Source organism: Allobosea sp. 117 (genome assembly GCF_000702305.1).
Lineage (GTDB): Bacteria > Pseudomonadota > Alphaproteobacteria > Rhizobiales > Xanthobacteraceae > Ancylobacter.
This window is the reverse complement of the sequence record NZ_JNLC01000013.1, coordinates 267,847-284,907: the sequence shown is the minus strand read 5'-3', so window position 1 is coordinate 284,907 and position 17,061 is coordinate 267,847. Positions and strand designations below refer to the sequence as shown.

Annotated in this window: 15 protein-coding genes; 7 read left to right on the top strand and 8 right to left on the bottom strand. The window is 69.1% G+C overall.

Features of this window, described 5'->3' with window-relative positions:
* Positions 1 to 79 precede the first annotated feature (79 nt).
* The gene (locus tag U742_RS0112545; protein ID WP_029353497.1) at positions 80 to 766 is read left to right on the top strand and encodes an OmpW/AlkL family protein; all 687 of its coding nucleotides are present in this window, start codon (positions 80 to 82) and stop codon (positions 764 to 766) included.
* Positions 767 to 912: 146 nt separating this feature from the next.
* On the opposite strand, the gene purH is transcribed toward U742_RS0112545, so the two are convergent.
* From purH to U742_RS0112530, 3 genes are all read right to left on the bottom strand, one after another.
* Positions 913 to 2,514 (bottom strand): bifunctional phosphoribosylaminoimidazolecarboxamide formyltransferase/IMP cyclohydrolase, encoded by a 1,602-nt coding sequence (gene purH, locus U742_RS0112540; protein ID WP_029353495.1) that lies wholly within the window; start codon positions 2,512 to 2,514, stop codon positions 913 to 915.
* 147 nt (positions 2,515 to 2,661) lie between these two features.
* The gene (locus U742_RS0112535; protein WP_029353493.1) at positions 2,662 to 4,380 is read right to left on the bottom strand and encodes a heparinase II/III family protein; all 1,719 of its coding nucleotides are present in this window, start codon (positions 4,378 to 4,380) and stop codon (positions 2,662 to 2,664) included.
* 230 nt (positions 4,381 to 4,610) lie between these two features.
* Entirely contained in the window at positions 4,611 to 6,005 is a 1,395-nt protein-coding gene (locus U742_RS0112530) for an RsmB/NOP family class I SAM-dependent RNA methyltransferase (RefSeq protein ID WP_081852974.1), read from the bottom strand.
* Between the two features lie 153 nt (positions 6,006 to 6,158).
* Here U742_RS0112530 and U742_RS0112525 point away from each other — a divergent pair, with 153 nt between their 5' ends.
* Positions 6,159 to 7,142: a glucokinase gene (locus U742_RS0112525; protein WP_029353489.1), complete on the top strand. Its 984-nt coding sequence runs from the start codon at positions 6,159 to 6,161 to the stop codon at positions 7,140 to 7,142.
* 20 nt (positions 7,143 to 7,162) lie between these two features.
* Here U742_RS0112525 and U742_RS0112520 read toward each other — a convergent pair whose 3' ends face one another.
* A complete protein-coding gene (locus U742_RS0112520) occupies positions 7,163 to 7,945 on the bottom strand; it encodes an RluA family pseudouridine synthase (RefSeq protein ID WP_029353487.1) in 783 nt (260 codons plus the stop codon).
* 66 nt (positions 7,946 to 8,011) lie between these two features.
* On the opposite strand from U742_RS0112520, the gene U742_RS0112515 reads away from it, so the two are divergent.
* On the top strand, positions 8,012 to 8,560 hold the full coding sequence (locus U742_RS0112515; RefSeq protein ID WP_197028248.1) for an AAA family ATPase: 549 nt from the start codon (positions 8,012 to 8,014) through the stop codon (positions 8,558 to 8,560).
* Between the two features lie 3 nt (positions 8,561 to 8,563).
* Here the strand turns inward: U742_RS0112515 and U742_RS0112510 are convergent, their stop codons facing one another.
* The 3 genes from U742_RS0112510 to U742_RS23570 all read right to left on the bottom strand — a co-directional run bounded on the left by U742_RS0112510 (position 8,564) and on the right by U742_RS23570 (position 11,321).
* Positions 8,564 to 10,174 (bottom strand): patatin-like phospholipase family protein, encoded by a 1,611-nt coding sequence (locus U742_RS0112510; RefSeq protein ID WP_248310348.1) that lies wholly within the window; start codon positions 10,172 to 10,174, stop codon positions 8,564 to 8,566.
* A gap of 31 nt (positions 10,175 to 10,205) precedes the next feature.
* Positions 10,206 to 10,991 (bottom strand): 3-hydroxybutyrate dehydrogenase, encoded by a 786-nt coding sequence (locus U742_RS0112505; RefSeq protein WP_029353481.1) that lies wholly within the window; start codon positions 10,989 to 10,991, stop codon positions 10,206 to 10,208.
* 132 nt (positions 10,992 to 11,123) lie between these two features.
* Positions 11,124 to 11,321 (bottom strand): hypothetical protein, encoded by a 198-nt coding sequence (locus U742_RS23570; protein WP_248310347.1) that lies wholly within the window; start codon positions 11,319 to 11,321, stop codon positions 11,124 to 11,126.
* Positions 11,322 to 11,746: 425 nt separating this feature from the next.
* Between U742_RS23570 and U742_RS0112495 the strand changes: the two genes are divergently transcribed.
* From U742_RS0112495 to U742_RS0112480, 4 genes are all read left to right on the top strand, one after another.
* A complete protein-coding gene (locus U742_RS0112495) occupies positions 11,747 to 12,298 on the top strand; it encodes a Fur family transcriptional regulator (protein ID WP_029353477.1) in 552 nt (183 codons plus the stop codon).
* 67 nt (positions 12,299 to 12,365) lie between these two features.
* A complete protein-coding gene (gene ispG, locus U742_RS0112490) occupies positions 12,366 to 13,661 on the top strand; it encodes a flavodoxin-dependent (E)-4-hydroxy-3-methylbut-2-enyl-diphosphate synthase (RefSeq protein WP_029353475.1) in 1,296 nt (431 codons plus the stop codon).
* A gap of 370 nt (positions 13,662 to 14,031) precedes the next feature.
* Positions 14,032 to 15,066, top strand: coding sequence for an aspartate-semialdehyde dehydrogenase (locus U742_RS0112485; protein WP_029353473.1), 1,035 nt, complete (start codon positions 14,032 to 14,034; stop codon positions 15,064 to 15,066).
* 204 nt (positions 15,067 to 15,270) lie between these two features.
* Entirely contained in the window at positions 15,271 to 16,395 is a 1,125-nt protein-coding gene (locus U742_RS0112480) for a TIR domain-containing protein (RefSeq protein WP_029353471.1), read from the top strand.
* 164 nt (positions 16,396 to 16,559) lie between these two features.
* Here U742_RS0112480 and U742_RS0112475 read toward each other — a convergent pair whose 3' ends face one another.
* The gene (locus U742_RS0112475) at positions 16,560 to 17,054 is read right to left on the bottom strand and encodes a VOC family protein (RefSeq protein ID WP_029353469.1); all 495 of its coding nucleotides are present in this window, start codon (positions 17,052 to 17,054) and stop codon (positions 16,560 to 16,562) included.
* Between the last annotated feature and the right edge of the window lie 7 nt (positions 17,055 to 17,061).

Below are 17,061 nucleotides of genomic sequence, written 5' to 3'. Positions count from 1 at the left end.
TGATCTGGATCAAGAGGAGGGTGGACGCGGCGGCGCCAGATACATTCATAAACAATTGACGGCTAACGGGGGTGCAGCAATGTCTGCAAGGCTTTTGGGGATGTCGGTTCTGGCGGCGGCGACGCTGGCGTCTGGCATGGTGGGCGGTGCCTCTGCCGCCGATATCGCGTCGATGCCGGTGAAGGCGCCGGCCCCGGTGATCGAGGCGCCGAGCCCGTGGCAGATCCGCGTGCGCGCGCTCGCCGTGCTGCCGCATGACGGCGGTTCGGTCGACGGCGTTCCTGGCTCTGACCTGAGCTATTCGAACTCGGTGGTGCCGGAACTCGACATCACCTACTACTTCACCGAGAACTTCGCGGCCGAACTGATCCTCGGCGTCACCCCGCACGACATCGACGGCGGCGGCTCGCTCTCCGGCCTCGGCAAGATCGGCGATGTCTGGCTGCTGCCGCCGACGCTGACCTTCCAGTACCACTTCACCAATTTCGGCGCGTTCAAGCCCTATATCGGCGCCGGCATCAACTACACGGTCTTCTTCGACGAGGGTACCGGCAGCGCCGATTCGCTGGACGTGAAGGACACCTTCGGCTGGGCGCTGCAGATCGGCTTCGACTACATGCTCGACCAGCACTGGGGCATCAACGTCGACGTCAAGAAGCTCTTCCTGAAGCCCGATTTCGACGTGACCGTGAATGGCACGCCTCTGACCGGCACCGCCGACCTCGACCCGTGGATCGTCGGCCTCGGCGTCACCTACCGGTTCTGAGCGGACCGCCTTCGGAACGAGACGTCATCCCGGAACGGCCGCGAGGCCGTGTCCGGGATCGTCGTGTTTGCGTAGCGCATCCGCGGCGAGCGATTCCGGCTCCGCTTCCGCTCGGCCGGGACGGCCGTGCGTCCGGGCGCTCCGGCTCAGTGCCGGAAATGGCGCACGCCGGTGAACACCATGGCGACGCCGGCGGCGTCGGCGGCGGCGATCACCTCGTTGTCGCGCATCGAGCCGCCCGGCTGGATCACCGCGGTGGCGCCCGCCTCGACCGCCGTCATCAGCCCGTCGGCGAAGGGGAAGAAGGCGTCGGAAGCGACGACGCAGCCCTTGGTCAGCGGCTCGGCGAGGCCGGCCGTGGCCGCCGCGTCCTGGGCCTTGCGCGCCGCGATGCGCGCCGAATCGACCCGGCTCATCTGCCCGGCGCCGATGCCCACCGTCGCGAGGTCCTTCGCATAGACGATGGCATTCGACTTCACGTGCTTGGCCACCCGGAAGGCGAAGGCGAGGTCGGCGAGCTCGGCATTGGTCGGCGCCCGCTTGGTGACGACCTTCAGCTCCATGTCGTCGACCACGGCATTGTCGCGGGTCTGCACCAGCAGCCCGCCGGCCAGCGATTTCACCTGCAGCCCGGCGCCGCGCGGATCGGGCAGCGCGCCGGTGACCAGGAGGCGCAGGTTCTTCTTGCCGCCGACGATGGCGATGGCCTCCTCGGTGGCGTCGGGAGCGACGATCACCTCGGTGAAGATCTCGACGATGGCCCGCGCCGCCTCGGCGTCGAGCGTGCGGTTCAGCGCCACGATGCCACCGAAGGCCGAGGTCGGGTCGCAGGCGAGCGCCTTGCGATAGGCCGCCTCCAGCGTCTCACCCTCGGCCACGCCGCAGGGATTGGCGTGCTTGACGATGACCACCGCCGGCGCGCGGGTCGGGTCGAACTCGGCGACCGCCTCGAAGGCGGCGTCGGTGTCGTTGAGATTGTTGTAGGACAGCGCCTTGCCCTGAAGCTGTCGGGCGGTGGCGACGCCGGGCCGCGCCGCGCCGCCGACATAGAAGCCGGCGAGCTGGTGCGGATTCTCGCCATAGCGCAGCTTCTCGGCGAGAGCGCCGCCGAAGGCGCGGCGGGGCGGCGTGTCTTCCCCGATCGCCTGCGCGAACCAGTTGGAGATCGCCGCGTCATAGGTCGCGGTGCGCGCGAAGGCGGCCTGCGCGAGGCGCCGGCGCGTCGCCCGCGTGGTGCCGCCCTGCGCCGCGATCTCGCCGAGCACCGCGTCATAATCGGCGGGATCGACCACCACCGCGACGTCGTCGTGGTTCTTGGCGGCGGCGCGGATCATCGCCGGCCCGCCGATGTCGATGTTCTCGATGCAGTCGTCGAAGCCGGCGCCCGCCGCCACCGTCGCCTCGAAGGGATAGAGATTGACCACCACGAGGTCGATCGGCGCGATGCCGTGCGCCTCCATCGACGCCCTGTGCCCCGCATCGGAGCGGATGGCGAGGATGCCGCCATGCACCATCGGGTGCAGCGTCTTCACCCGCCCGTCCATCATCTCGGGAAAGCCGGTGACGTCGGCGACGTCGGTGACCGGCAGCCCCGCCTCGGCCAGCGCCTTGCGCGTGCCACCGGTCGAGATCAACGCGACCCCGGCCTCGACGAGACGCGTCGCGAAGGGCACGAGCCCCGACTTGTCGGAGACCGACAGGAGGGCGCGCCGGATGGGGCGCAGATCGGCGGACGCGGCGTCGGGCATGGCGGGGTCTCGGATGTCAGGGCATGCGGAAGACGCCGCCCTATCACGTCACGGCCTCAAGGTGAACCGCATGCCGCGCCACGCAGCCGCGTGCGGGGCGCGGAGCGGCATGGGCTGGCCGACAATCCGGGACGATAGCCCCCCGCTTCAGAGCTGGCTCGCCTCCGCCCGCATGAAGGTCCAGACCAGCCGCGGCATCGTCTGTATCTGCCCGGTGACGACGATCTGCTCGCAGCGGCGCGGGCCGCCGCTGGCTGCGAGGAACACGCTCTCCTCGATCTCGACCTCGGCGTTCGGCGCGGAGAACACCCAGCGCTCGCCGCCCGGCAGCGCCAGCAGCACCATGGGGCCGTCCGAGATGCGGCTGGCGGTCACCGACGGGTGGAGGTGGAAGCGGATGGTGAAGCTGCCGGCCCGGCTGCCGCCCTGCGCCTCCTCGGAGGCGGGCTGGAACACGTCCTCGCCGTCGAGACGCCGCCCGTCGAGAGACAGCCGCCACGCCCGCTGATGCACCAGCCCGAAACGGCGGCGATAGCCGTCATGGCTGGCGCGCACGATCTGCGCGCCCTCGTGCTCGAAGCGGTCGACGCCGATCTCCGCCGGCCCCTCGATCACCGGCGTGCCGCACAGCCGCGTGACGGCGCCGTCGCCGACAAAGCGGCAGGACGAGGTGTCCTCGATTGCCGCGGTGGAATGCGCCGCCGTCTGCCGGGCCGCGGTGCGCCAGGAATCGCGGTTCGATTCCGGCGTGCCGCAATTGATGACGAGGCGGTTGCGCCCCGAGGACAGCTCGAAGGAGAGGCTGCCGGCATGCGCGTCGCTGCTCACCGAGATCGGCGGCGGGCGGCCGGTATCGGCGATCATCACCGTGCCGCCGGCCTCCAGCCGCTGATAGCCGGAATGCGGCGCATTGGCGACCGGCGACCCGCGCGCATCGTCATAGGCGAGCGCGGTGGCGAGCGAATCCGCCGGCGTCGGCCCCATGCCGTTGAAATGCGCGAAGGTGCCGTCGCCGTGTCGGAAGAAGCGCAGCATCGGCATGATACGGTCGATGGCGTTGAGCAGCGCCGGCGGCGGCGGCATGTGCCGCGCGTGGAACGCCTGGCGCAGCGGCAGCAGGTCGAGCAGCAGCTCGATCAGCGTGCGCGGATTGCGGCTGATGTGCCCCCCGTCCGGCAGTACCTGCCGGTCGAGCTCCTCGACGAGGCGCTTCTGCGCGAAGCGCAGCAGCCGCGCCTGGTCGGCCATGCATAGCCCGGCAAGGCACAGCGCGATCGCCGAGATGAGGCGCGGATAGCCGTCGCGCGCATCCGAACCGACGCCCTTCAGATAGCGCACCTGCGTGGTCAGGCTGCGGATGAAGCGGTTGTGGAACGCCTTGTCGGCGTCCTGCAGCACCAGCGGCGCCTGCGACAGCCAGCTTATGAGCCGCCGCGCCGCCACCTCCGGGCGCGCCGCGACCGGATTGCGGTGACCGCGCGTCGCGATCCAGTCGCTCACCAGCGCGCGGGCATTGGCGCGCGAGATGGTGGTGTCGGCGGCGCGCAGATGGCGGAGCCAGGAGAAGGAGAGCAGCACCTCGCCCCATTCGCGCGAGGGATGCGGGATGTCGAAGGGCGAGCGCCCCTCCGCCATCACGATCTTGCCGGCGAAGGCGAAGCGGCCGGAATAGATCTCGGTGGCGCGGGTGGGATCGCCGGTGCGCAGTTCGTGCGGCGCGATCAGCAGGCGCGCGGGCACCGGAATAGCGGAGACCCGCCACGGGAAGAAGGGATGCGCCATCGCCCGCGCGCGCAGCGTGCGCCACCCGAAGCCCGTGACGAACAGGGCCAGCCGCGCACGTTCCGCGTAGGCCTCGCGGGACATGGATGCCGCTCCCCCTGACAGCGCATCGATCCGGACTATCCGTCCGAGGTCGGGCAGCTTAAACAAGCGATCCAACACGGCCAACCGTACCAGGGCACCCGAGGCCCGTTCCGCGCGGCTCGGAGCGAACCGTGCGATTTGGGAAATCAAGCTCCCGAATCGGAGCCGTTTTCGCATCGAGCAGATGTTTCCACCTGGTCGAGGAAGCCTTCGGAGGCATTTAAATAAAGTTAACCCTGCCGCCGGCGCAGCCGCGCGGCGAAGAAGCCGTCGAGCCCGGAGAGGCGCGGGTCAGGGTCGGGAAGGTGGCAGGGCAGCGTGCGCACCTCGCCCGCCGCGTTGATCCATTCCGGCGCGATGCCGCACTCGCCCGCCGTCACCGGCACCCGTTCCAACTCCGAGCGGCGCTCCAGCAACCGCTCGATCTGGCGCTCGCCCTCCTCCGGCTCCAGCGAGCAGGTCGAATAGACCATGAGGCCGCCCGGGGCGACGAGTTCGACCGCATGATCGAGCAGCCGCTCCTGCAGCGCCGCGAGGCTGGCGATGTCGTCCGGCATCTTGGTCCAGGCGACGTCGGGATGGCGGCGCAGCGTGCCGGTCGAGGAACAGGGCGCATCGAGCAGCAGCGCCTCGAAAGGCGGCGCTGTCCAGTTCGTCGCGTCGGCCTCGACGATCGCCGCCTCCAGATCGAGACGCGCGAGATTCTGCGCGAGCCGCCGCAGGCGCGGGCCGGAGCGGTCGACGGCGGTGACGCGCGCCCCGGCGAGCGCGAGCTGCGCGGTCTTGCCGCCCGGCGCCGCGCACAGATCGACGACGCTCATGCCCGGCCGGACGTCGAGCAGCCGGGCCGGCAGCGCCGCGGCGGCGTCCTGCACCCACCACGCGCCGTCCGTAAAGCCCGGCAGCGCGGTCACGTTGCCGGCGTCGGCGAGGCGCACCGAGCCGGTCGGCAGCACCCGCCCGCCGAGCTGTTCGGCCCAGAGCTCCGGGTCGGCGCGCACGGTGAGGTCGAGCGGCGCCTCGGTGAGCAGCGAAAGCGCCATGCGCCGCGCCGTCGCCTCGCCATAGGTCGCGACCCAGCCGGCCATCAGCCATTCCGGCAGATCGAGACCGGCGCCGTCGAGCGCGGCGAAGCGCTCCGTGCCCTCTCGCGCGATCCGACGCAGCACGGCGTTGATCAGCCCCTTGTAGCCGGCGCTCGCCGCCTCCTCGCCGGCTAGCGTGACGCTGGTGGCGACCGCCGCATGGTCCGGCACGTCCATCAGCAGCACCTGCGCCGCGCCGACCAGCAGCAGCGTCTCGGCCCGGCGCGCCCGCTCGGGAAGCGGCTTGTCGAGCAGCCCGCCGAGCAGCGCGCGCAGCGAGCCGAGGCGGCGCAGCACGCTCGCCGCGATCATCCGCGCCAGCGCGCGGTCCCGCGGCTCGAAATCGCGGGTCAGCCGCTCCAGCGTCTCCTCCAGCGGACGGCCCTTGCCCAGCACGGCCTCGATCGCGGCCACGGCGGCGCGGCGGGAATCGAGGCCGGCAGCCGGCGCGGAGGGATTCGGCTCGCGGGCCGCATCCCGGTCATGCCCCTGCGGAGCGCGGGAGGCGCGCGGCGGCGGATTGCGCTCTGATTTGCTCATCCCTGCCGGGTTAGGCCGCCCGGCCCGGGAACGCAACCGCCTCCCGGACGCTTGACGGGAGGATCACACCCGTCCGCTTGCGCCGCCCGCGCAAGCTCCGCACAGTGCCGCCCGAACAAACCTCCACCCGTCCCCCTGCCGCACGGCCCGTACATGCTGTCCACCGACGCCTCCGCCTCCCCCTTGCATTCCGTTCTCGTCGCCGATGTCGGCGGCACCTCCGCCCGGCTCGCCACCGTCGGCACCGACGGCGTGCCGACCGATCCGCGCATCTATCGCAACGACGCCTTCCCGGGCTTCGAGGCGCTGATCGAGGCGGACCTCGCCGCCCGCGAGCCGGAGGTGGCGGCGGCCATACGCGGCGTCATGCTGGCGGTAGCGGGTCCGGCGGATGGCGACCATGTGCGGCTCACCAATCGCGGCTGGTCCTTCTCCAAGCGCGCGATCCGCCGCCGCTTCGGCTGGACGCGCTTCGTCGCGATGAACGATTTCGAGGCGCTCGCCTATGGCGTGCCGGCCTTCACCGCAGCCGATCTCGTGACGGTCGGCGGCGGCCATGCCGATCCGCGCGCGCCGATGCTGGTCTGCGGGCCCGGCACCGGCTTCGGCGTCGCCGGGCTGATCCGGACCGGCGGCACGCTGCGCGCCCTCACCGGCGAGGGCGGGCGCGCCCGGCTCGGCGCCACCAATGCCGAGGAGGCGCGCCTCGTCGCCCATCTGGCGCGCGAGCTCGGCCCGGTGGTGGTCGAGCATGCGCTTTCCGGCTCGGGGCTCGCGCGCATCCACGCGCTGTTCGCCGGCGAGACGCTGGCGCCGGAGGACGTGATCGCAGCGGCGCGGCGCGGCGAGGACGGTGCGCTGGAGACCTGCCGGGTGTTCCTGCGCCTGTTTGGCCGCATCGCCGGCGACCTCGCGCTCACCATCGACGCGCGCGGCGGCGTGTTCCTAGCCGGCGGCGTCTCGGCGGCGCTCGCCGCCTTCTTCAACGACTCCCCGTTCCGCGAGGCGTTCGAGGAGCACCCGCCCCATGAGGGGCGCCTCGTCGCCACCCCGGTCAGCGTCATCGTCCACCCGACGCCCGGGCTGATCGGCTGCGCCCAGGTCGGCGCACGCCTCGCCCGCGCGCTGGCGCGCTAACGCCGGGACCCGCTGGCGGGCTAATCTTCCGGCACGCCGGCAAGCTTCGAGAATACCGCCGCGTCGGCGGCCTGCGTGACGGCCTGCGCGTCGAGGCCGGCGGCGTCGAGTGTCGCCAGCATATGCGGGGGCAGCGGCGCGCGGATGTCGAGCGGCTCCCTGCCCTTCGCCCGCGGCAGCACGAGCCGGCGCGCATGCAGATGCAGCCGCGGCCCGCCCGGCAGGCGCGAGGCGCCGCCATAGATGGAATCGCCGAGGATGGGGTGGCCGATCGCGTCGAGATGCACGCGAAGCTGATGCGTGCGCCCGGTCAGCGGCGACAGTGCCAGCACCGCGAGCCCCTCGCCCGCCGCCAGCAGCAACCATTCGGTGATCGCCTCCTGCCCCTTGGGGTCGACCGCCATCCACCAGCCCCGATGTGGCGAGCGCTTGGCGAGCCTCAGCGCGATGCGTCCCTGCGTCTCCGTCGGCACGCCCCGCACCACGGCGATGTAGGTCTTGCCGACCTTGCCCTCGCGGAACACCCGGCCGAGCTCGGCGAGCGCCGCGCGGTGGCGGCCGAGCACGAGGCAGCCCGAGGTGTCCTTGTCGAGCCGGTGCGCCAGCTCCGGCGCGCGCGGCAGACCAAAGCGCAGCGCGTCGAGATGGTCGGCCAGCGTCTCGCCGCCCTTCGGACCCTTGTGCACCGGCAGACCGGCCGGCTTGTCGATGACGAGGAGCATGCCGTCCCGGTGCAGCAGCCGGGCGGCGATATCGAGCGCAGGCGCGGGCGATACGGGCGCGTTTGGATCGGGCGCGTTCATGCCCGTTGCTCACCACAAATCCGCCGCTCCGTCGAGGGGGCGCCGGACCAGCAGGGAGACACCATGATGACGATCCCCGACACGGACCGCTTCGTCGTCTTCACCGGCGGCCCCGGCTCGGGAAAGACGACGCTGCTCGCCGCGCTGGCGGCGGCCGGCTTCCGCACCATGCCGGAGGGCGGACGGGCCATCATCCGGGACCAGCAGGAGATCGACGGCCCCGCCCTGCCCTCGCGCGACCCGCTTGCCTTCGCCGAGCAGATGCTCGGCTGGGAGCTGCGCTCGTGGCGCGAGGCGGCGGCCGGCGCCGGCCCGGTGCTGTTCGACCGCGGCGTTCCCGACGTGCTCGGCTATCTGAAGCTCTGCGGCATCGCGGCTCCCGCGCATATGGAACGCGCGGCGAGGCGGTATCGCTACCACCGGCGCGTCTTCATCGCGCCGCCCTGGGAAGCGATCTATGCCCATGACGCCGAGCGGGTGCAGAGCTTCGTGCAGGCGCAGGCGACCCATGCCGCGCTGGCCGAGGTCTATGCCGGGCTCGGCTACGAGCTGGTGCCACTGCCGCTCGCCGGCATCGAGGAGCGCGTGCGCTTCGTGACAGGCCGGCTCGGCTGAACCTCAGTTCTTCGTCAGCTCGTCCTTCACGTCCAGTGTCGAGCGCACGCCGATATCGTCGAAATGATGCTCCAGGAAGCGGTCGGCGGCCTCGCGCCCGATCTCGCGCAGATGCACGAGGAACTCCCACTCGGCGTTCATCTTGGTCGAGGCGTCGAGCGCGATCAGCTTCTCGGCGCCGTCGATGCGATGGATGCGCAGGTTGCGGTAGCCATCGACGCCGTCGCCCTTCAGTTCGAGCTTGCCCTGCTTGAGCAGGCGGCCGACGAACTCGGCGGCGCGCAACTGCGCCAGCAGCGAGGCGTTGAAGGTGATCTCGTTCATCCGGTTGTTGATGTCGCGGGCGGTCTTCGGCGTGTCGCGGCGGATGATCGGGTTGATCTGCACCAGCACGATGTCGTCGGTCCGCACCGCGTCGTAGAAGGGGAACAGCGCGGGATTGCCCATATAGCCGCCGTCCCAATAGGGCACGCCGTCGATCTCCACCGCCTGGAACATGAAAGGCAGGCAGGCGGAGGCCATGATGGCGTCCGGCGTCAGCTCCTTCTTCGAGAATACCCGCACCTTGCCGGTGTGCACGTTGGTCGCGGACACGAAGACGTGCACGTGCGAGCAGGACTGCACCGCGTCGAAATCGACGTGCTCGGCGATGAGGTCCATCAGCGGGTTGATGTTGAGCGGGTTGAGATCGTAGGGCGAAAAGAACCGGCTCATCACGTCGAGCGCGACATAGGCCGGGTTGGCGTTGAGCGACCAGTTGCCCATCAGCCGGTCGAGCAGCGTGCGCTGGAGCGGGCTGGTGCGCCCGTCCTTGGAGACCGCGCGCCAGTAATTGTTGAGCGCCTCGCGCCCGCCCTCATTGCCGCCGCGCGCGAGGCCGGAGGCCAGCACCGCCGCGTTCATCGCCCCGGCGCTGGTGCCGGAAATGCCCTCGATTTCGATGCGCCCGTCCTCCAGCAGCCGGTCGAGCACGCCCCAGGTGAAGGCGCCATGCGCGCCGCCGCCCTGAAGCCCGAGATTGATCAGCTTGCGGTTGCCGCGCGCCGGCTTCGCCGCTTTCGGCGCGGCGTCCTGCTTCACCGCCTCGGCGCCGGCCGGCCCGTGCACCGCAAGCGCGCTCGCCACCGTCTCCACCGCCGGCTTGGCCTCGGCAACCTTGGTGTCGGCGGCCTTGGCAGCAACGACTTTGGGAGCGGCCGATGCCGCCGCGGCCGGCTTGCGGACGGGAGCCTTCTTCGCCGGTGCCTTGGCGGGCGACGTCTTGGCGGGCGGCGTCGCGGCCGGAGCCTCCGGCGCGCTCGCTTTCGCCATGACGGCGGCCGACCCGGCCGCCGTCGTCTTTGGTGTGGCCAGCACGGGGACCGCCTTGGGCGCGGACGGCTTCTTCGCAGCGGCCGGGGCCTTGGTCGGAGCATTCGCCGCCCGTACCGGAGCCGGCATGGAAGGGGCGGCCTCGGCCGGCGTGGCTGCCTTCGCCTTTGCCGCCGGTGTCACCGGGACGGGTGCCGCCTTGGCGGCGGTGGACGCGACAGGCGCCACCTCGGCCGGCGCGGACGTCGCCGCCGCCCTGGTGGCGGGCCTGCCGGCGCGCTTCGGCTTCTCGCTCTCGGCCATGGCCGTCCTCCTTCAGCTCACCCGCCTCGGCTCACTCGGCGACCCAGCCGCCGTCGATCTGCTGCAGCGAGCCGGTGATCGACCGCGCGGCGTCCGAGGCGAGGAACACGGCGAGCGCCGCCACTTCCTCGACGGTCACGAATTCCTTGGTCGGCTGGGCGGCGAGCAGCACGTCGCGCTTCACCTGCTCCTCGGTCATGCCGCGCGCCTTGGCGGTGTCGGGGATCTGCTTCTCGACGAGCGGCGTCCACACATAGCCGGGGCAGATGGCGTTGCAGGTGATGCCGAAGGTCGCCGTCTCCAGCGCCACCGTCTTGGTGAGGCCGGCGATGCCGTGCTTGGCCGAGACATAGGCCGACTTGAAGGGCGAGGCGACCAGCGCGTGCGCCGAGGCGGTGTTGATGATGCGGCCCCATTTGCGCGCCTTCATGCCCGGCACCGCGGCCTTGATGGCGTGGAAGGCGGCCGAGAGGTTCAGCGCGATGATGAGGTCCCACTTGTCGTCCGGGAACTCCTCGATCGGCGAGACGTGCTGCACGCCGGCATTGTTCACCAGCACGTCGACCGAGCCGAACGTGTCCTCGGCGAACTTCACCAGCGCGGCGCATTCCGAGCCCTTGGTCAGGTCGGCGGCGGAATAGACCGCCTTCACGCCGAACTCGCTCTCGATGCCCGCGCGCTCCTTCTCGATCGCCGCCGGATCGCCGAAGCCGTTGATCACCACATTCGTGCCTTCCGCCGCCAGAGCGCGAGCGATGGCGAGCCCGATGCCACTGGTCGAACCGGTGACAACGGAGGTCTTTCCCTTCAACGACATGTCCGGATTCCTGTGTAATGAAGACAAGCGGCCGACGGCCGCCGCCTGAAGCTAGCCGGCGGCTGCAACGACAAGGTCACGCCTCGAGTGAGGACCTTGCGCCGCAAAATCTTGCAGCGCAACAGGCGGCGATCAAGGCTGCTTGAGGCAGACCGCCACCACCTGCTTCACCTGATGCTCGCACTCGACGAGGCTCTTGCCCTCGCCCGCCACGAAGGAGGCGATGTGCTGGAGGCCGCGTTCGCGGTTGAGGCAATAGCCCCCGATCAGCGCCTCGCCCTCCTCGCAGCTATTGATACAGCCGGTCGACGTGCATTCGACGCTGCGCACCGCGATCTGCGAGGATCCCGCCGGGCCTGCCGGACCAGCCGCGCCTGCGGCACCGGGTTCGCCTGCCGGACCGGCCGGACCGGCTGCTCCGGCCACGCCGGCAGGACCGGTCGCGCCCGCCGGCCCCGCAGGGCCTGCCGGTCCCGCCGGCCCTTGGGCGCCGGTATCGCCTTTCGGACCGGCGGGGCCCGCCGGACCTTCGAAACACGCCGCCAAAGGCAAGGCGAGCGCCGCCACCATAACGAGCTTCAGGAACCGCATGATATCCCCCCTTGAATGATCCCGCGGTAACATCCTGCCCGGCCGATTTCGGGGCCACAAGGTGCTATCGCGCGGCGACCGCCGATCCGTCACGAACCCAGCTCGCAGTTGCGAAAAAGCGCGCGAACATGGCGTCCGGACCGGCCAGAGGCTATATTCTCCCTATGGAGATGAACCGCCCCGCGCGCTCCGGCGCCTATGGACATGACCACGATCACAGCGCCTGCGTCGCCGAAGCGCTAGCGCGGGCCGAGGCGTGCTGCGACGGGCGCGGTGCCCGCCTGACCCCGCTGCGCCGGCGCGTGCTGGAGGAGCTGGTCGACAGCCATCTGCCGCTCGGCGCCTATGAGCTGGTGGAGCGGCTCGGCAACGCGGCCGAGGGCGCCGACAAGCCGGCGCCCAAACCGGCACCGATGTCGGTCTATCGCGCGCTGGACTTCCTCGTCTCGGAAGGCTTCGCACACCGGCTGGAGAGCCGGAACGCCTATATCGCCTGCGGTCGCGAGCATGCGGCGGACGACGTCGTGGTCTTCCTGATCTGCGAGACATGCGGCGCTACCGCCGAGGTCGCCTCGCACGCGGTCGGCCGCGACCTCGCCTGGGCGACGCGCGCCGCCGGCTTCACCCCGCGCACCCGCGTCATCGAGATCGCCGGCGCCTGCGCCCGTTGCGCCGCCGCGGCCGAGACGGGCGGGCACGCCGAGGCTGCCCGTTGACGGCGCCCGGCACCGCGTCTACGCCGGGCGCCAGCATCGCCCTTCCGCGCCATCGGACCATCCGCGCATGAACGCCGCGCCCGACACCGCCGCTTCGCCCGTCGTCGCCCCGGAGCTGGAGGCCGCCGGCCCTGCCCCGCGCCGCCTCACCGTGCCGGTGAGGGTCGGCGGCGTCCTCGTCGGCGGCGGCGCGCCGGTGGTCGTGCAGTCCATGACCAACACCGACACGGCGGATGTCGATGCGACCGTCCGCCAGGTCGCCGCGCTCGCCCGTGGCGGCTCGGAGATCGTGCGCGTCACGGTGGACCGTGCCGAGTCCGCCGCCGCCCTGCCGCACATCAAGGAGAAGCTGCTGGCCATGGGGCTCGATACCCCCATCGTCGGCGACTTCCACTATAACGGCCATATCCTGCTCGCCGAGCATCCGGCCTGCGCGCAGGCGCTCGACAAGTACCGCATCAATCCCGGCAATGTCGGCTTCGGCCAGAAGCGCGACCGGCACTTCACCACCATCGTCGAGATCGCGATAAAACACGGCAAGCCGGTGCGCATCGGTGCCAATTGGGGCTCGCTCGACGACGAGCTGCTGACCCGGCTGATGGACGAGAACGCGGCGCTGGCCCGTCCGGCCGACGCCCGCGCGGTGACCCGCGAGGCGCTGATCCGCTCGGCGCTGATCTCCGCCGCCCTGGCCGAGGAAATCGGGCTTCCGCGTGAAAAAATCATCCTCTCCGCCAAGGTTTCGGCGGTGCAGGACCTGATCACCGTCTATTCCGAGCTGGCGCGGCGCGCCGACTATGCCCTGCATCTCGGCCTCACCGAGGCGGGCATGGGCTCGAAGGGCATCGTCGCCTCGACCGCCGCCATGGGCATTCTGTTGCAACAAGGCATCGGCGACACCATCCGCGTCTCGCTCACCCCCGAACCCGGCGGCGACCGCACCCGCGAGGTGACGGTGGCGCAGGAGATGCTGCAGACCATGGGGCTGCGCACCTTCGTGCCGCTGGTGGCCGCCTGCCCCGGCTGCGGGCGCACCACCTCCACCACCTTCCAGGAGCTGGCCTTCGAGGTGCAGGACTACATCCGCACCCGCATGCCGGAATGGAAGCGCCATTATCCCGGCGTCGAGACGCTGAACGTCGCGGTGATGGGCTGCATTGTGAACGGCCCCGGCGAGAGCAAGCACGCCGACATCGGCATCTCGCTGCCCGGCACCGGAGAGTTCCCCACCGCGCCGGTCTATATCGACGGCAAGAAGGCGATGACCCTGCGCGGCCCCAGCCTGCGCGAGGATTTCAAGAAGATCGTCGAGGACTACGTCGAGCGCCGGTTCGGGATCGCGCGGCAGGGCGCGGCGGAGTAGGCAGGCACGCGAGTGCGGATGACGATCCTGGCTCTCCGGCTTCGCCGCCGGCCGGATGACGTAATGAAATTTGGTTGTCGTCATCCCGGACGAAGTCGAAGCCGGAAATCCCGAATGGCTGGACCTGTTCGAAGCATTGGGTCCCGAATGAGAACATGAAATCGGAAAGCGATCCCGGCACTCCGCTTCGCTGCGGCCGGGATGACGCGGAGTGGCGGTCTCGTCATGCCGACCGAAACAGCACAAATGAGCAGAGCCGGGCCCGCTCGGGCCTTGAAAGCACCCCCACCCGTTGCCTCTTAACCCCTTATCGCGTAAAAGCCCGCGCTTGCCCGAGCCTGTGAATGGCAGGGCCACCAGGAGATTTGAGATGGGCTACAAGGTCGCCGTCGTCGGCGCCACAGGCAATGTGGGCCGTGAAATGCTCGACATCCTCGCCGAGCGGGGCTTCCCCGCGGACGAGGTGGTCGCGCTCGCCTCCCGCCGCTCGGTCGGCACGGAGGTCTCCTTCGGCGACAAGACGCTCAAAGTCAAAGCCCTCGAGCATTACGACTTCTCCGACACCGACATCTGCCTGATGTCGGCGGGCGGCGAGGTGTCCAAGCAGTGGTCGCCGAAGATCGGCGCGCAGGGCTGCGTGGTGATCGATAATTCCTCGGCCTTCCGCTACGATAGCGACGTTCCGCTGATCGTGCCGGAAGTGAACGCGGACGCGATCAAGGGCTTCACCAAGAAGAACATCATCGCCAACCCGAACTGCTCGACCGCCCAGCTCGTCGTCGCGCTGAAGCCGCTGCACGAGCTGGCGACCATCAAGCGTGTCGTCGTGGCGACCTACCAGTCGGTCTCCGGCGCCGGCAAGGACGCCATGGACGAACTGTTCGCGCAGACCCGCGCGGTGTTCGTGTCCGATCCAGTCGAGGCGAAGAAGTTCCCCAAGCGCATCGCCTTCAACGTGATCCCGCAGATCGATGTCTTCATGGAAGACGGCTACACCAAGGAAGAATGGAAGGTGATGGCCGAGACCAAGAAGATCCTCGATCCGAAGATCAAGCTCACCTGCACCGCGGTTCGCGTGCCCGTCTTCATCGCCCATTCCGAGGCGGTGAACGTCGAGTTCGAGAAGCCGATCACGGTGGAGGAGGCGACCTCGGCGCTGCGCAACGCGCCGGGCGTGCTGGTCGTCGACAAGCGCGAGCCCGGCGGCTACATCACGCCCTATGAGGCGGCCGGCGAGGACGCCACCTACGTCTCGCGCATCCGCGAGGACGCGACGGTGGAGAACGGCCTCTCCTTCTGGTGCGTGTCGGACAATCTGCGCAAGGGCGCGGCGCTGAACGCGGTGCAGATCGCCGAAGTGCTCGTCAACCGCAAGCTGCTGGCCCCCAAGCAGAAGGCCGCGTGAGGGGGCTGATCGGGAAGCGGAATGCCGCTTTTCCTGAAGGTCGAAGATTACGGAAAGGCGCCGCGAGGCGCCTTTCTTCGTTTGAGCCCTCCCTACCCCCATCCGAGGCGCTCGGGCACCGAACTAGGGCTGTTGATAAGTAACTCCCTTCGTAGACCTACTCTCGCCACCCTCCATATTCATCTGAGACGTGGAGGAGACGACATGCAGGCCGATGAGGAGTTGCTAGAGTTGGCTGCGAAGTTAGATGCGGCGGCAGATTGGGCGGAGAAGGGGAAGCCGAAAGATATACTTACCGCGCTGATGAATGCCGCAAACAGTGTCGGGCGTTCCTTCTCTGGATCATGGCTAGGCTATCATTCTAAGGTTTACTATGCCGATCTGCAGCCTCCCCCGGCAGGCGAGCGATTCAGCCTGAACGACGGCCTGCGTGGCCGCTACTACTCCGAAACGCGTGGAAAATGGGTGGAGTACGATCCAGAGTATGTCAAAGACTATATCCGGAGATCGGCCGGCAATCCCGACATGGCTGCGTTACACGCGCAGGAGCAAAAAACCGCCGCCTTCTTTAGGAGCGCGAAGTCCGATGTGAGTTCAATACTTGCGGGGGAGTTGGCAAAAGGCGAGGACAAATTCCTAGAGAAACTGGCCGCTGACGTGGAGTCCGTGAATTCGCACACGCGTATCGAAATGCTCGCCCTTTGGAAGCCCAGCGGGCAGCTTCTGTCTTCGGACTACGAGGCAATCGGAGGAGGCGTGCAGGTTCCGCCTCACATCGCGATTATGGCAGAAGCAGGCTCACTGAACAGCACGTTCACCGCCTGTCGCGAACTGGCAGAGGCTGCGCGCAAAGGAGGTTCTCATCTGGCTAGAAAGATCTCTCGCCGCGTTGCTGATAGCAGGATTGGCACAAACGTCTTCATTGGCCATGGCCGTTCACCAGCCTGGCGCGAGCTAAAGGACTTCGTAAAGGATCGCCTCGGACTACCGTTTGACGAATTCAACCGCGTCCCTGTGGCGGGAGTGACGAACATCGCGAGGCTGTCGGAGATGATGGATGCCGCCGCCGTCGCGTTCGTCATTATGACAGCGGAAGATGAGCAGAAGGACGGGAAGCTTCAGGCCCGGATGAACGTCATCCATGAGGTCGGATTGTTTCAAGGCCGGCTCGGTTTCACGAAAGGCATCGTGATGATTGAGGAAGGATGCGAGGAGTTTTCCAACATCCAGGGCCTGGGTCAGATTCGGTTCCCTGCAGGACGCATTTCGGCCGCGTTCGAAGAGGTCCGACAGGTTCTGGAACGCGAGGGAGTATTGCCGGCTGATTGATCCCCACCGCCTGCTCCCCGAGAGAGGGCAGGACGGAGCAAATACGACAACCCCTGGCCACTGTAGTTGCCACGGCAAGCGGGGCAACCTCTGCAGCGCTTACTAGCCCTCTACTAATGCCGTGTATCTAGCGGTGTGGCCGATGATGCCCCAGTCGTATTGGTTCACCCCCTTCGCGCCGCCTCGATCGCCGCCACGTCGATCTTGCCCATCGTCATCATCGCCGCGAAGGCGCGCCTGGCTTCCTCGCCGCCGGCGGCCATGGCCTCCATCAGCACGCGCGGCGTGATCTGCCAGGAGATGCCCCAGCGGTCCTTGCACCAGCCGCATTCGCTTTCCTGCCCGCCATTGCCGACGATGGCGTTCCAGTAGCGGTCGGTCTCCTCCTGGTCCTCCGTGGAGATCTGGAACGAGAACGCCTCATTGTGCTTGAACATCGGCCCGCCATTCAGCCCGAGGCAGGGGATGCCGGCGACGGTGAACTCGATCACGAGCACGTCGCCCGCCTTGCCGGACGGGTAGTCCTCGGGCGCCAGGTGGACGGTGCCCACCGCGCTGTCCGGAAACACCCCGGCATAGAAGCGGGCCGCTTCTTCGGCGTCCTTGTCGTACCAGATGCAGACCGCGTTCTTCGGCCTGGTGTTCCTGGACGTCGTCATGGCTGTT

Coding starts and splice junctions, on each gene's coding strand:
- U742_RS0112545 (WP_029353497.1), top strand. CDS start 80: ATGTCTGCAAGGCTTTTGGGGATGTCGGTTCTGGCGGCGGCGACGCTG.
- purH (WP_029353495.1), bottom strand. CDS start 2,514: ATGCCCGACGCCGCGTCCGCCGATCTGCGCCCCATCCGGCGCGCCCTC.
- U742_RS0112535 (WP_029353493.1), bottom strand. CDS start 4,380: ATGTCCCGCGAGGCCTACGCGGAACGTGCGCGGCTGGCCCTGTTCGTC.
- U742_RS0112530 (WP_081852974.1), bottom strand. CDS start 6,005: ATGAGCAAATCAGAGCGCAATCCGCCGCCGCGCGCCTCCCGCGCTCCG.
- U742_RS0112525 (WP_029353489.1), top strand. CDS start 6,159: ATGCTGTCCACCGACGCCTCCGCCTCCCCCTTGCATTCCGTTCTCGTC.
- U742_RS0112520 (WP_029353487.1), bottom strand. CDS start 7,945: ATGAACGCGCCCGATCCAAACGCGCCCGTATCGCCCGCGCCTGCGCTC.
- U742_RS0112515 (WP_197028248.1), top strand. CDS start 8,012: ATGACGATCCCCGACACGGACCGCTTCGTCGTCTTCACCGGCGGCCCC.
- U742_RS0112510 (WP_248310348.1), bottom strand. CDS start 10,174: ATGGCCGAGAGCGAGAAGCCGAAGCGCGCCGGCAGGCCCGCCACCAGG.
- U742_RS0112505 (WP_029353481.1), bottom strand. CDS start 10,991: ATGTCGTTGAAGGGAAAGACCTCCGTTGTCACCGGTTCGACCAGTGGC.
- U742_RS0112495 (WP_029353477.1), top strand. CDS start 11,747: ATGGAGATGAACCGCCCCGCGCGCTCCGGCGCCTATGGACATGACCAC.
- ispG (WP_029353475.1), top strand. CDS start 12,366: ATGAACGCCGCGCCCGACACCGCCGCTTCGCCCGTCGTCGCCCCGGAG.
- U742_RS0112485 (WP_029353473.1), top strand. CDS start 14,032: ATGGGCTACAAGGTCGCCGTCGTCGGCGCCACAGGCAATGTGGGCCGT.
- U742_RS0112480 (WP_029353471.1), top strand. CDS start 15,271: ATGCAGGCCGATGAGGAGTTGCTAGAGTTGGCTGCGAAGTTAGATGCG.
- U742_RS0112475 (WP_029353469.1), bottom strand. CDS start 17,054: ATGACGACGTCCAGGAACACCAGGCCGAAGAACGCGGTCTGCATCTGG.